At 39.7% G+C, this 14,182-nt stretch carries 10 protein-coding genes and 1 pseudogene; 5 read left to right on the top strand and 6 right to left on the bottom strand.

Going from position 1 to position 14,182, the window contains the following annotated elements:
- Positions 1–71: 71 nt before the first annotated feature.
- The 3 genes from ED622_RS00210 to ED622_RS00220 form a co-directional block, all read right to left on the bottom strand.
- Complete coding sequence (locus ED622_RS00210; RefSeq protein WP_122031982.1) at positions 72–1,463, bottom strand: fructose-specific PTS transporter subunit EIIC; 1,392 nt, start codon at positions 1,461–1,463, stop codon at positions 72–74.
- A 195-nt stretch (positions 1,464–1,658) separates the two neighbouring features.
- Entirely contained in the window at positions 1,659–2,090 is a 432-nt protein-coding gene (locus tag ED622_RS00215) for a PTS sugar transporter subunit IIA (RefSeq protein ID WP_122031983.1), read from the bottom strand.
- 417 nt (positions 2,091–2,507) lie between these two features.
- On the bottom strand, positions 2,508–3,365 hold the full coding sequence (locus ED622_RS00220; protein ID WP_045103703.1) for a helix-turn-helix transcriptional regulator: 858 nt from the start codon (positions 3,363–3,365) through the stop codon (positions 2,508–2,510).
- Positions 3,366–3,663: 298 nt separating this feature from the next.
- Here ED622_RS00220 and ED622_RS00225 point away from each other — a divergent pair, with 298 nt between their 5' ends.
- Positions 3,664–5,565 carry a fructose-specific PTS transporter subunit EIIC gene (locus ED622_RS00225; protein ID WP_122031984.1) on the top strand — a complete coding sequence of 634 codons (1,902 nt, stop codon included), beginning with the start codon at positions 3,664–3,666 and terminating at the stop codon, positions 5,563–5,565.
- A 93-nt stretch (positions 5,566–5,658) separates the two neighbouring features.
- Positions 5,659–6,858 carry a mannose-6-phosphate isomerase, class I gene (manA, locus tag ED622_RS00230; RefSeq protein ID WP_254052560.1) on the top strand — a complete coding sequence of 400 codons (1,200 nt, stop codon included), beginning with the start codon at positions 5,659–5,661 and terminating at the stop codon, positions 6,856–6,858.
- Between the two features lie 60 nt (positions 6,859–6,918).
- Here the strand turns inward: manA and ED622_RS00235 are convergent, their stop codons facing one another.
- Positions 6,919–7,704, bottom strand: a complete 786-nt coding sequence (locus ED622_RS00235) for a PTS sugar transporter subunit IIA (RefSeq protein ID WP_122031985.1) — start codon at positions 7,702–7,704, stop codon at positions 6,919–6,921.
- Positions 7,704–8,003 (bottom strand): PTS fructose transporter subunit IIB, encoded by a 300-nt coding sequence (locus ED622_RS00240; RefSeq protein WP_122031986.1) that lies wholly within the window; start codon positions 8,001–8,003, stop codon positions 7,704–7,706. The genes ED622_RS00235 and ED622_RS00240 overlap by 1 nt, the downstream gene beginning before the upstream one ends.
- A gap of 246 nt (positions 8,004–8,249) precedes the next feature.
- Here ED622_RS00240 and ED622_RS00245 point away from each other — a divergent pair, with 246 nt between their 5' ends.
- The gene (locus tag ED622_RS00245) at positions 8,250–10,121 is read left to right on the top strand and encodes a fructose-specific PTS transporter subunit EIIC (RefSeq protein ID WP_122031987.1); all 1,872 of its coding nucleotides are present in this window, start codon (positions 8,250–8,252) and stop codon (positions 10,119–10,121) included.
- Between the two features lie 7 nt (positions 10,122–10,128).
- On the opposite strand, the pseudogene ED622_RS00250 reads toward ED622_RS00245, so the two are convergent.
- Positions 10,129–11,031, bottom strand: a pseudogene (locus ED622_RS00250) (histone deacetylase).
- Positions 11,032–11,535: 504 nt separating this feature from the next.
- Here ED622_RS00250 and ED622_RS00255 point away from each other — a divergent pair.
- Together ED622_RS00255 and ED622_RS00260 are read left to right on the top strand one after the other, a co-directional pair.
- Positions 11,536–13,647 carry an LruC domain-containing protein gene (locus ED622_RS00255; RefSeq protein WP_122031988.1) on the top strand — a complete coding sequence of 704 codons (2,112 nt, stop codon included), beginning with the start codon at positions 11,536–11,538 and terminating at the stop codon, positions 13,645–13,647.
- 12 nt (positions 13,648–13,659) lie between these two features.
- Entirely contained in the window at positions 13,660–14,115 is a 456-nt protein-coding gene (locus tag ED622_RS00260) for a hypothetical protein (protein WP_122031989.1), read from the top strand.
- Positions 14,116–14,182 lie beyond the last annotated feature (67 nt).

Consider the following 14,182-nt stretch of genomic DNA (forward strand, 5'->3'; position numbering starts at 1 on the left):
GGGGATCAAGAGGCTTTTGATTAGGAGATTTTTATTCAAAAAAGGTAGTTAATCTCTTCTGCTTTTTGCTATTAACCCTGAAGAAGTGTTAATGCATTTTTCATCGCTTCTTTTGTTGAACATTCAACTTGACGAATGTTAGCAAAACGATCTGATTCTTTTACTGGAATATCATGAGCAAGGATAATGAACTTAGCGTTCGCTACGTCTTTTGCTGTCAGTTTGTTCACTAAGCCGTTAGATCCTTGAGTCTCAACTTTAATCTTGATGCCTGCTGCTGCGCCTGCTTTCTCTAGTGCTTTTGCTGCCATGAACGTGTGTGCTACGCCTGAAGGACAACAAGTAACCGCTAGAACATCATACTCACCTTCGCCAGCAACTGGTGCCGCTTGAGCTTGTACTGGTGTTGCTACTGCTGTTTCATCTTCTACAACTACTGGTTTCCAGAAGCCTACAATTAGCGCCGTCGTTAATGAACCTAATGCAATACCTACAACATACATTGGGATGTTGCTAGATACAGGTGCTGTAATTAAACCGCCCCAAGGTGCATGAAGTAATACATCAGTCATGAAACCAAACACACAACCAACCATGCCGCCAATTACGATAGATGGAAGAACACGCATTGGGTCATTTGCTGCAAATGGGATAGCCCCTTCAGAGATACCAATTGAACCCATGATTGCTGCTGCTTTACCTGCTTCTTGCTCTTCTTTAGAGAATTTCTTCTTAAACATGAATGTTGCAAGAGCCATACCTAGTGGTGGAGTACAAATCGCGATACCAACGCCACCCATTAGCCATGGTTGTGTATTTACTTGTGTTTGAGCAAATAGTGTTGCTACTTTGTTGATTGGGCCACCCATATCAAACGCCGTCATACCACCAAGAATCGCACCTAGAACCGCTTTAGAAGAACCCGCCATTGACGCTAGGAATTCATTCATCGCAATCATGAAAGAAGAGATAGCTGCACCTAAGCCCCACATTACGATACCCGCAGAAACTAGTGTACCAACAAGAGGATAGATAAAGTAAACGCCTAGTGCGCTTAAATGTGCAGGGATAGGCAATCTCTTAAGCTGAAGAACCACACCGCCAGCAATGAAACCAGCAACGATACAACCAAGGAAGCCACCACCTAGATCAGCCATAATCCCTGATGCAATAAAAGCAGGCGCTAATGCTGGTTTATCCGCAATAGAGTAACCAATAAAGCCACCAAGAATGATTGGGAAAAGTACAAGACCTTTAATCGCGATAGTTGAAATATCCGCTAGAATACCCGTATCAGGAACTGCACCTTTACCCGTAGCCATTACTGCTAGAGCTAAAAGTACCCCACCTGCAACCACGAACGGAAGCATGTGAGATGTACCAAAAAGCAAGTGTCCTTTTAATTTGGATAGTGTTTGTTTCCAATCACCAGATGGTTGAGTTGTTGCAGTCATCGTTGACATAAAAGTAATCCTAAAGTGAGTAAAACTAAAAGTTATGCCAATCACAGTAAGTAAGTGTTCAGAAATAGCGAAGGAAAAAGGCTTGAAAACAAGGCAGAATTTTTCGATAAGTAGTTATTCTACAATCAAAAATTCTAACGCAGTTATCAAGTCTTTTAACAAGCTAGGATGACCAGTTATTTACTACGATTGGTATTAATTAATCAGTAAATCTAAAATGTCTTGCTCGGTCGTCGCTTTTTGCATATCTGCAATTAGATCATCACCGAATTTTTCAAATAACGCTTGTAGTGCATAAATGTGGTGATCGCCGCTTTCTGGTGAGGCAATCATAAAAAATACGGTTGGTTGGTCATCATCAGCACCGTATTCAATCGCCGTTTTTGATACGCCAATCGCAATAGCTGGTTCAATAACCGCGGCATTTTTTGTATGAGGGTAAGCAATACCCATATCAGAAGTCACACACTGCGCTTCACGCTCATAAATACCCGCTAAAAAGTTTTCTTTATTATCGATACGGTTATTTTTTAATAACATTTCAGCTAACTCAGCAAATACGCCATCTTTCGTTGTCGCTTCTAAGTTCAATTTAATTAAATTAGTATTTACTAGTGTGGTGATCATAATGTTTCCCTTAATAAGAATTTTTACTTAATTCAAACTGCATTAAGTTGATGAGGGAATAATATGAATTAAAGTGATATTTAGTAAGTTGACATTTAAAGCATTTACTGGACTTTTGTACCCGTAAAATCAAAGTGTGATGACAGTAACAATTATGTGTTCAAAAAAGACAGAAAGGATAGAACACATAGGAAAAAACAACAAAGCCAATAATAACAACAACTTAAAATCAAAACCAATAAAAGACTGACTTTAAGAGTGATAGATCACAAAAATATGGCGGAGAAATTTTTAACAATAAGAGGGGGAAACCACGTTAAATATGTGTCATTCAACATGGCTATTTAGAAGAAATACTGAATATGATCTTTACGATAGGGCTTTAATTTGGCTTTATTATTTAGGCATTAATAAAAACTATATTTTAACCATGGTTCGATAGTCTGACGGGGTATAACTGGTCTTCTTTTTAAATACTCGATAAAAATAATTCACGTCTTGAAAACCACAACGCGTAGCGACTTCAGTTAAACGGAAGGTATATTTCTTCAACATGAATTTTGCACGTTCAATGCGCACCCAAGTAATATAATCTGCTAGCGTCATATGCCCTTGCTGCCTAAACATACGAGACAAATGGTTTGGCGAAATATTAAAACGACTAGCGATATTATTTCTATCAATACTACGATGGAAGTTTTCTTGGATATAAATGCATATCCCTTGATAAAGATCTTCACTGCGCTTTTTAGGAGAGATGACATCATTTGGCTCACCTAACATTGTTTTGCTATAACTCAACAATGCCAAAAGTAGATACTCATCAATCTGGTTTTTATTAGGTTCACGAGCGAGAGCATTTAGCGCTTCTAAAATATTATCAATCGCATGGCCAGTTCGAGTTTGAATACTGTACTTTTGCACATCATAGAAACCCTCTTCGCCCTTACGCTTACTCACTAAACTGAACCCCACTTGTCTGCGACCAAAAAGTAAGCTCAGTACGGAACAATCCTCACTCCAATTAGGTTTATTCCAGCAGTTTGGTGGGATGTAGAGTGCGTCTCCCGCCATGATTTTAACTTCAGTAATCCCAATGTCTGGATCTTCGATCTGATTTAGGTACTCACCGCTAATCACTAGCTCTAAACGGGGAAAGTTAACTTGGTAACAACATGAGGGAGGCGTCACTTTATCGCCTGCAAACCAGATCTGATTAAAGCTTTCTCTTTCTGATAATAGCGCCTCTAAAACAGTATTAAATACTAAACCCATGTTCATCACTTACTAAAATTAACCACACTTTTATCCACCAACCCCATCAAAATCAGGATGTTATTGATAAATAACCCATCAATAATTACATAAAAACAACAATCTAAGTCATTATTTATTAAGTACTTTTTTGACTTGTGCATTATAGCTTTTTGGGTTTATAAAAATCAGAGCTGAATCACACTTGGCTTTAGAGGATACAAAAATCCAGTAAATGCATTTCTCGCACACTTACCAATCTATCTCATCAGAATCACACTATTCCCACACAAGACATCCACCCAAATGGGAATAACTTATGATTACTGACTTAATCAACGAACAGCTAATTTGCTTAGATCTTGCAGCAAAAACCAAAGACGACGTTTTTTCTGAAATGGCAGAACATCTTCTGCAACAAGGTCGAATCAATGACAAACAGGTATTTCTTAATGATATCTACGCAAGAGAAGAATTAGGAAATACAGGCTTTGAAGAAGGCGTCGCACTGCCACATGCGAAAAGCTCGGCGGTTATCTCCCCTGCAGTCATGATTGGTATCAGCAAGCAAGGTATCGAATATGGCGCTGAAGACGGGCTACCATCTAAATTATTCTTTATGATCGCCTCCCCTGAAAACGGTGCAGATCATCACATTGAAGTACTGGCTGAACTGTCTTGTAAATTAATTGAAGATGGATTTATTGAAAAATTCTTAGCGTCAACCTCACCAAAAATGGCGTTAGCACTGTTACTTGAAAAAACAGAAAACACCAACACAGTTGAAGCAACCAATGGCTTTTTGATTGGCGTCACGGGCTGTCCAGCAGGAATTGCCCACACTTACTTAGCCTCTGAAGCACTAGAAAAAGGCGCGGCAGAATTAGGCTATACCATCAAGGTTGAAACTAACGGATCTATTGGGGTTAAAAACAGCCCTACCGCAGAAGAAATTGAAAAAGCAGAAGCAATTATCGTCGCGTGTGACAAACAAGTAGATCTGACTCGCTTCGCAGGTAAAAAGCTGATCCAAACCAACGTTAAAGCCCCAATAAAAGATGCAAAAGGCTTAATTACTCAATCTCTTACACAACCTCCTTTTGTTGCTGATACAACTAAATCAAGCTCAGATAACAAAGGCAGTTCGTCTCAAACCCGCTCAGATATTTATCGCTACCTAATGAATGGCGTATCACACATGATCCCATTTGTTGTGACTGGCGGTTTATTAATCGCACTGGCGCTTGCTCTGGGTGGTCAACCGACAGAAAGCGGTATGGCTATTCCTCCGGGTAGTTTATGGAACAAAGTATTAGATGTTGGTGTTGTTGCCTTCACATTAATGATCCCAATTCTTGCGGGTTACATTGCGTATGCAATTGCTGATCGCCCTGCACTTGCACCGGGCCTAATTGGTGGTTGGATTGCAAATAACGGTTCTTTCTATGGTGCTGAAGCCGGTACTGGTTTTATTGGCGCTATCATTGCGGGTTTGCTTGTTGGTTACTTTGTTAAGTTTATTGCCAACATCAACTACCACAAGTTCATTCAGCCTCTTGTGCCTATCGTAATTGCACCTATTACGGGCTCATTATTCATCGCGTCATTATTCATTTTTGTTATTGGTGCACCGATTGCTGATTTGATGGATTCACTAAACGTACTACTAACCAACATGAGCACTGGTAACGTTGTTCTACTTGGTATCGTTCTTGGTGGCATGGCAGGCTTTGATATGGGTGGTCCATTCAATAAAGTCGCCTTCCTATTCTCTGTCGGCATGATTGCGAGTGGTCAAACTCAATTCATGGGCGCGATGGCGTGTGCAATTCCTGTCGCTCCACTAGGTATGTCACTAGCAACGGTTATTGGTCGCAAGTTCAATATCTTTGAAGAGTCTGAAATTGAAGCAGGTAAAGCCTCTGGTGCCATGGGTCTGGTGGGAATCTCTGAAGGTGCCATTCCATTTGCAGCGCAAGATCCTATCTCAGTTATCCCTGCCAACATCCTTGGTTCTATGGTTGCCGCAGTAATGGCGTTCTCATTTGGCATAACAAACAGTGTTGCTCACGGTGGTCCTGTTGTTGCCCTACTTGGTGCAATGAATAAACCGGTATTAGCACTGGCTTGCATGGCAGCGGGCGCAACCGTAACCGCATTGGTTTGTGTTTCTATTAAAAAAGCTCGCCAAGCGAAATCATTTTCTGTAGCGGCAGCTTAACCTTCTCTTTCTCCAGTGTTTTCTCTCTTGATTCAGTAAAACAAGATTTGAAACGCACTGGAGAAGCTTTCCATTGATGACATCGAGTGCATTATGAATAAATCAACTCAACAATACTTTTACCCTATGACCAATGTGATTCAAGATTATGCATGGGGAAGTTTCACCTCTATCGAAGCCTTATTTGATATAAAAAACACCAGCAATAAGCCACAAGCAGAATTATGGATGGGCGCTCACCCAAATGGTTGTTCTACCGTTACGATGAATGGCCAACCAACCTTATTATCTGAACTGATCAATCAAGATCAAACCGCCTATTTATCTTCGTTAACGGCAGATCATTTTGGTGAGTTGCCTTATTTATTCAAAGTATTAGCAGCAGAAAAAGCACTCTCGATTCAGGTTCATCCTAATAAACAACAAGCGATGGCAGGCTACGATAAAGAAGAGCAATCAGGAATAGAGCTGAATGCATTTAATCGTAACTATAAAGACAATAATCACAAGCCAGAATTGGTATACGCGTTAACACCTTACAAAGCGATGAACGGCTTTAGAGAATATAACGAGATCATTGCCCTATTTAACCAAATGGCGCTGCCTTCTCTTGAAGAAATCATCACAAGTTTTGAACAACAGCCAAACTCGCAAGGGTTAAAATGCTTCTTTAAAGCGATTCTTTCATTAACTGATAACGCAAAAGAGTCGGCATTAACCGAGCTAGGTCACTTCGCCAGCAATAATAAACAAAATGCTCTATTTGCTTTAATTGATGATTTATCAACTCAATACCCAAATGACATTGGTTTGTTTACTCCATTAATTCTTAATGTCATTACTCTGCAACCGGGTGAAGCCATGTACTTAAATGCGTGTACGCCTCATGCTTACATTAATGGTACTGGACTAGAGATAATGGCGAACTCAGACAATGTACTGCGCGCAGGGTTAACCCCAAAATTCATGGATATTGATGAGCTTATGGATTGCACAGAGTTTGTAAGCATTCCAACAGACTCCTTGATTATGCAACCTAACATTATTAATGGAGGGATGAATTACCCTATCCCTGTGAGCGATTTTAAATTCTCAGTATTTGCATCAGTTGATGATCTACCACTAGAAACGCACAGTGCCGAGATTTTATTTGCGATTGATGGTGACATGACGTTGCATCACTCAACAGGTGAAACGGTCAATGTACCTAAAGGGCATTCTATTTTTGTTCCTGCTTACGCACATCAATACACATTAAAATCAAGTGGGAAAGTGGCAAGAGCGTATAACTAACGCTTAGATATAAAGATAGAAATAAGCTGACTTAGCATTGTTGTTGAGTCAGCTTTTTAATTATAACAACTGACACATCGCGTATAAAATCAGCGCCTGCAACCCTTTTGGTTGTCTCGTATTTACCAAACGTTGGCTAAACTCCTCAGACAACATATTACGAGTTAAATAAGTCGCAGCGAGTATCATAGGTTTGCTTGGTTTCTCAGGCAAAACTAAGGCAATAATCAAATTTACCTCTCCCATTTTTGATGCCCAGTCCACCGAATAATCACTACGAATGATCGCTATGGTCGGCTTCTCAACATAAGGAGAAATAACATGAGGTAAGGCGATTTGTTTTGCCATTGCCGTTGATGAGCGCTCTTCTCGCTTTATCAAAGACAGCAACAATTCATCAGACTCTTGTGGGTAAATCAGCTGTGACAAGCCTTTTAAAATCTCGAATTTAGATAAAACGGCTTGCGCTTTGACGTAATGAAAATCAACTTCGCAATTAGGGGTTAATTGCGGACGGGTATTAACAATAGTTTCTGAGAAATCACACAGTTTATCCGAAGCAACGAAATCAAAGGTTGAAGCAAGTAAGTCAGTCAGAACAAAGTTAGCCCACTCCGCATCCATTCCTACGGTCACCAATTGACAAAAATCTCCCGGCCTCAATCCTACTTTTAGTAAACCGAGCGGACTTGCTGCATCACTACTGAGGTTTTGAGTAATATTATCAATATAAACAAGGCTCTTAAACTTTTTAGCAAGTCGAGTGAGCTGACTTGCCACTTGAGGTGGCAAGCCTTGCTCTTTCACAAAGAAGGTAATGCGATAGTCGATAATTGTCGACATCATTATGAAAGGTGTTTTCTCAAAATAGTGTCTACATCAGTCAGTATGGATTCAATACTGTATTGCTTAGTATTAATGCCTAAAAAACGACTTTTATTTTCAATTTCGATATCCGATGCAATGATAACAAGATCTGCATTCACAATATCAACAGGAGTGAGAACTTCTTCAACACCCATTGCGCCTTGAGTTTCCACTTTGATTGACACTCCCAATTTTGCAGCCGCCTTTTTAAGCACATCTGCTGCCATGTAAGTGTGTGCAATTCCGGTTGGACACGCTGTTACTGCCACAATTTTCATGATTTACTCTTAACTGGTAAAAATTCAAATAACTCAATGTATTCACAAGATACTAATTTGAATAACAATACATTGGTTATTTCTCTCTCATTTATCATAAAGTGCTTTAGCATCAATTAATAAGGAGCAAACTCACACTTTACTACAGAAGGTACAATAATCCAGTAAATGCCTTTTTTATCCAGTTATTAAAATCCAAAGATCCACTAACATGACCAACAAATTATCGATAAAAATGGAATCGTTATGAATATCACCTCTCTTATTGACATTAATGTTATCTGTTTAGACCTAAAATCAACGTCTAAAGAAAGCATTCTTGAAGAGATGGTTAATATATTAAACGATGCTGGAAAACTGTCGAATAAACAACAATTTCTATGCGATGTGTGGTCGCGAGAAGAGATAGGGAATACGGGTTTTGAAGACGGTATTGCAATCCCTCACGCCAAAAGTACCGCTGTCATTACGCCCTCTGTCGCTATTGGTATTAGCCGCACAGGTATTGATTATGGTGCCGAGGATGGTCTTCCGTCTGATGTCTTTTTTATGCTTGCATCGACAGATGGTGACGACAATCAACACATCGAAGTATTATCACAAATATCCATTCGATTAATTGAAGATGGCTTTACCGACAAGTTAAAAGCCGCGCAAAGTAAAGAAGAAGCTTTAGCCTTGTTTACTGATTCAATTCAACCAGAAGAAGCGCTGACTTCAACGACCATAGCTGAACCACAAGCTGAAAAAAGTGAACTCTCTCGTGGTTTAGGTCGCGCTAAAGAGCACCTACTCTTTGGCACCTCACACATGATCCCCTTTATTGTTGCTGGTGGGGTTTTACTCTCTTTATCTGTCATGATCTCAGGCCATGGCGCCGTACCCACAGAAGGAATCTTGGCTGATATTGCGCAAATGGGCATTGCCGGATTAACCTTATTTACCGTGGTGCTTGGTGGCTATATCGCTTATTCCATTGCTGATAAACCGGGATTAGCTCCAGGAATGATTGGTTCTTGGATAGCTGTTCAGCAATACAACACGGGATTTTTAGGGGCGATCATCATTGGTTTTTTTGCAGGGTTTGTCGTTCGTACATTAAAGCAAATTAAGCTACCAGAAAGCATGACCTCCCTCGGCTCAATTTTTATCTACCCGCTTATCGGTACCTTCATCACTTGCGCTGCTGTCATGTGGGTAATTGGCGCACCAATCGCTAATACCATGACGCTGCTAAATGAGTGGCTTGCAAGTATGGCAGGTTCAGGAAAAGTGGTTTTAGGCGCAATTCTTGGTGCAATGGCGGCCTTTGATATGGGAGGCCCAATCAATAAAGTCGCTACCCTATTTGCTCAAACTCAAGTGAATACGCAACCTTGGTTAATGGGTGGTGTCGGCATTGCGATTTGTACTCCACCATTAGGCATGGCGTTAGCGACCTTCTTATCCCCTAAAAAATTCAAGCGAGAAGAACGTGAAGCAGGTAAAGCGGCAGGCATTATGGGAATAATTGGGATCACTGAGGGCGCAATTCCATTTGCATCTGCCGACCCTGCTCGTGTTATTCCAGCCATTGTTGCCGGTGGTATTGTTGGCAACGTAACTGGATTTTTGTTTAACGTATTAAATCATGCGCCGTGGGGTGGCTGGATTGTATTACCGGTTGTTGATGGGAAATTTGGTTATGTGGTTGGTACGCTACTGGGTGCATTAACCACTGCTCTCATTGTTATTTCATTAAAGAAAAATGCCGTAGAAAATGAGGATAAAGAGCTCCGTGAACTTATCTTAACTGCCGTAAAAAATGAAGGCGAAGCGGATGTATTAGCGGTGACAGCCTGCCCATCAGGAGTTGCTCATACCTTCCTTGCTGCCAAGAGTTTAGAAAAAGCCGCACAACGATTAGGCATTAAAATAAAAGTAGAGACTCAAGGGGCAGATGGCATTAATAACCGCATTACCCCATTAGATATTAAAAATGCTAAATTGGTTATCTTTGCTCATGATGTGGCAATCAAAGAACCGCTTAGATTTGCAGGCAAACGCACTCTAGATATCAGCACTAAAGAAGCAATGTATAATGGTGAGGCACTACTTAAGTCACATAAAACGAAGTAATCGAACTTTACATACAATCCAAAAAGGCTCGAATTAGCTGCAAATGAGGTTCAACCAAATCTTGATGGTTACTTCGATATCCTCCACCAACCACGCAGGCAATAGGAATGCCTTTTTGTTTGGTAAACGATCTCATCCAAAGATCTCGTTGATATAAACCTTCAGTTGATACATCCAAATAACCTAGCTCATCATCAATGTGAATATCTACCCCTGCATCATAAATAATAAGATCAGGTTGATGATGATTCACTGCCATTTCAACAACCTGATGAAACGCTTCTAAGAACTCACGGTCTTGAGTGCCTATTGATAATGGTACATCGTAATCAGAGGTAGGTTTACGGGCAGGGAAGTTTTTATCGCAATGAAAAGAGAGCGTAATAATGTCGTCGCGATCCGCACACAACGTTGCAGTACCATCACCATGATGCACATCACTATCAATAATTAATACTTTATCGATCCCCTCTTGCTGTAATGCATGATGGGCTGCCATCGCTAAATCATTCACCAAACAAAAACCACTACCAAAATCGTAATGAGCATGATGATAACCACCACTTAAATGCACCGCAGATCCATACTCTAACGCCTTATCTACGGTTAAACAGGTTCCTGCCGTCGAGGTTAATGTTCTTTGAATTAACGACTCACTCCACGGAAAACCAATGCGTCGCATTTTAGCTGCAGGTAACGTTCCAGAGACTAACGCATCAATATAGTCTTTATCATGCACTTGTTTAATCGCATCGACCGTGAGTGCAGTTGGCTCAAAATAACAGAGAGATACATTTGAATAATGGGATTGAATCGCTTGATATAAACGCTGATATTTTTGAATAGGATAGCGATGCCCTTCAGGAAGATCTAATTGCTAGTAAATTGGATGATAAATTAACGGCAACATGATCAAATAGCCCTATTCTAAAAACAAAAAAAGAGCAGCTATTATGGCTGCTCTCTATCAATACACAAGAGCCAATTTATTGCTAAAAATCATTATTATTAAATTAAATCGTAATATTTATAAATTGCATTTCACTTAGCAAATTGATTCCTATTATGAAATTATCGCCTATTCATTCTTTATTATTGCAAATAAACAACATACCCACTTAAAACCATTTACCACCCAACCGATTGATAGTATTAGATTTATTCATTTACAAATTCGAATCTCATCCATTAAACACTTTTTGGTATACATATTGCGTGATGATACTTACTTGAAGGAAACGGTACGTTAAATGAATTAACAAATACTATCCGTAGCATTGCTTTACTATAAAGTCAGTTGAGCTTGCTTAGTAACAAATTCTAGTTGTTTTTATTTACCGAATAATTTCAAGTCAATGTATCTATTCATTGTATTGAGGGTATTTCCTCATTCAAATAATCGAAGAGGCTTATTATGAAATATAAACAGCTTTTTTCTCTTATCGCGTTTACTTTAGCAAGCGCGCCCATCTACGCGACCACTGTAGATTTGGATTTTTCTAATCATATAGAGTCCACTAATCTAATTAACAGTTTCGGTCCCTCTTACGATGGCCCAGTAATGCATTTTCTCAATGTCGGTATCCACAATGGTAAAACTATTGATGCAAAAATAAGTAGTCGAATCATTGGTGACGCAACCTTTTTATACCATACCCCGAACTATAAAGAAGGTTCAACACAACCTAGTGGCGATATAGGTTTCCTTTATCAAACTAACTCACCCGGCCCAGCAGGTCTTATTTATACTTTTGAATTTTACGATGGAACCGATGGGCTATCTGGCACATTTTCAATCCCCTACACTATCCCTGAGTTTGAAATGATTGGCTACGATATAGATGGTGAGCCCGTTCAATCAGAGCAAGTCCGTGTATACAAAAACGAAGGTTTCTATAGCTACCAAACAGGTTCTCTAGGAGCTAGCCTCACAGCAGAAGAAAGTCCTGATGGACTTTCTGTTTTATTTACAGGTCCTGGAACAAACTACAATGAAACTGATACATCGGGTGCAGTAAAGTTTACTTATAAAAATACGTCTATTGTTACGCTTCAATTTGAAACCGTTACCGCGAGTAACAGCCCTTTACCAAACCCAATTTTCTCTGCTTTTGATGGTAACTGGGACATTGATGATTTTACGCCACCAATTGGAAGTTCTGATGAATCTGATTTTGGTGATGCTCCAGATAGCTACAACACACTTAAATCAAATAATGGTGCTGAACATGCAATGACCAGTAACGTATATCTAGGTAGCAGTATTGATGCTGATACCGATGGTCAACCAGGTATCGCATCAAATGGTGATGACCTTGATGTTGATGGTAATGATGATGACGGTATTACCATTTTAACTAGCTTAGAAAAAGGACTTGATACTCTAATTAATGTAAATGTTACTGGTAGTGGTTATTTACAAGCATGGGCTGACTGGGATATGAATGGAACATTTGATGAGGGTGAACAAATTTTAACAAATCACCCAGTTGTTAGTGGTGTACAAGTGGTTCCTATCCGAGTCAGTGATAGCGCCATTATTGGTTCTGTTCAAACACGTTTCCGCTTATCAAGTAATCCTAACATACCAAGCTCTGGCTATGTTGGTGATGGGGAAGTCGAAGATTATGTATTTAACGTAACGGATCCAGGAACAACAATTCAGCATTCAGGTTATTACACTGCAGCATTTGAGGATAATTGGCCTGAAATTGGTGATTTCGACTTAAATGATGTGGTTGTTTATTACCGAACTACCATTGTAAGTAAAGATAGTGAAGTATTACGATTTGATCTTACTGGTACCATCATGGCATACGGTGCATCTTATGGTAATGGATTAGGTTGGAAACTTAATGGTTTCTCCGAATCTGATATTAATCTTCCATTAGCTCGCTTAGAAAAAAATGGAGTAACTCGAGCGAATATTTCACCGTTTACAGGTGAGGATAAAAGTGTTGCCTCTCCAGGTGGAGATCTTATTGTTGTAGCATCACTAAATTTACGCGATGACATCATTATTAATGAAGAGTGTAAATTTCACCGCACCAATCCGTATTGCAGTGCTTCATTAGAATCTGAACAAATGACCTTTAGTATCTCTCTGCCTTTCAATGATGGTAGTGAGCCAAGCGTTAGTTCATTATTACCATTAAATGGTGCAGACCCATTCATCTTTGCAGCTGGCTATGGGCTGTATCATGGTGATAGTTTCTCTACCGCACCAGGTAAAGATCTAGAAATTCATACAGCAGGATTTCCTCCAACTACACGAGGAACTCTGGTCAGCAGTTTCTACGGTATCGCTCAGGATGATTCAGATCCTGCAGCTAGTAAATATTACCGTACGACAGGTAATCTACCGTGGGGGATCTTGATTTCATCACCTTGGAATCACCCTTCAGAGTACATTGATGTTGGTTATGCTTATCCCGATTTTGCAGAATGGGCAACTTCAGGTGGTATTGATAAACCAACTTGGTACCTTAACCCTAATGCTAGCGAAACTTGGTCAACTGCTGACTAACACGGAGGATTTATGAAAAGAATTAATTTATTACTGAGCATTGTAGCCCTAGTTTTTATTACTGCTTGTAGTGATTCTGGATCTAGTTCTTCTTCCCCAGGTTCTACGGCTCCATCCTCAAGCGCAACACCTGATACTAACGATGGGATAAGAACAAGTGAGTTATCGATACCTGAAGGCTTTAATTTTGCAACAGAACGAGAAGTTTCCATCACCCTTTCTGTTGCAAATTCTCAAAGTGATCGAGGGTTTATGTCTCTCTATAGTGAATTCAATGAAGGCGCTGTAGATTACACATCCCAATTTATTTTGACACCAATGAATGATCAAACAGAGCTTAAAACGACAGTAATGCTTCCTAACCATGTTAATAAGATTTGGGTTGAAGTTTGGTACCCTTCAGCATTAGGTCATGAGATCACTCAATCTATAGATATAGTAAACAATACTGTTAATGCAGTTCTATAAACTATAAAAAACAACCTTATACCTAACTAATGCCAGTCAATTAATCTGACTGGCATTTTATTTTACA

This window comes from Aliivibrio sp. EL58, from assembly GCF_900312675.1.
Lineage (GTDB): Bacteria > Pseudomonadota > Gammaproteobacteria > Enterobacterales > Vibrionaceae > Aliivibrio.

Coding starts and splice junctions, on each gene's coding strand:
- ED622_RS00210 (WP_122031982.1), bottom strand. CDS start 1,463: ATGTCAACGATGACTGCAACAACTCAACCATCTGGTGATTGGAAACAA.
- ED622_RS00215 (WP_122031983.1), bottom strand. CDS start 2,090: ATGATCACCACACTAGTAAATACTAATTTAATTAAATTGAACTTAGAA.
- ED622_RS00220 (WP_045103703.1), bottom strand. CDS start 3,365: ATGGGTTTAGTATTTAATACTGTTTTAGAGGCGCTATTATCAGAAAGA.
- ED622_RS00225 (WP_122031984.1), top strand. CDS start 3,664: ATGATTACTGACTTAATCAACGAACAGCTAATTTGCTTAGATCTTGCA.
- manA (WP_254052560.1), top strand. CDS start 5,659: ATGAATAAATCAACTCAACAATACTTTTACCCTATGACCAATGTGATT.
- ED622_RS00235 (WP_122031985.1), bottom strand. CDS start 7,704: ATGATGTCGACAATTATCGACTATCGCATTACCTTCTTTGTGAAAGAG.
- ED622_RS00240 (WP_122031986.1), bottom strand. CDS start 8,003: ATGAAAATTGTGGCAGTAACAGCGTGTCCAACCGGAATTGCACACACT.
- ED622_RS00245 (WP_122031987.1), top strand. CDS start 8,250: ATGAATATCACCTCTCTTATTGACATTAATGTTATCTGTTTAGACCTA.
- ED622_RS00255 (WP_122031988.1), top strand. CDS start 11,536: ATGAAATATAAACAGCTTTTTTCTCTTATCGCGTTTACTTTAGCAAGC.
- ED622_RS00260 (WP_122031989.1), top strand. CDS start 13,660: ATGAAAAGAATTAATTTATTACTGAGCATTGTAGCCCTAGTTTTTATT.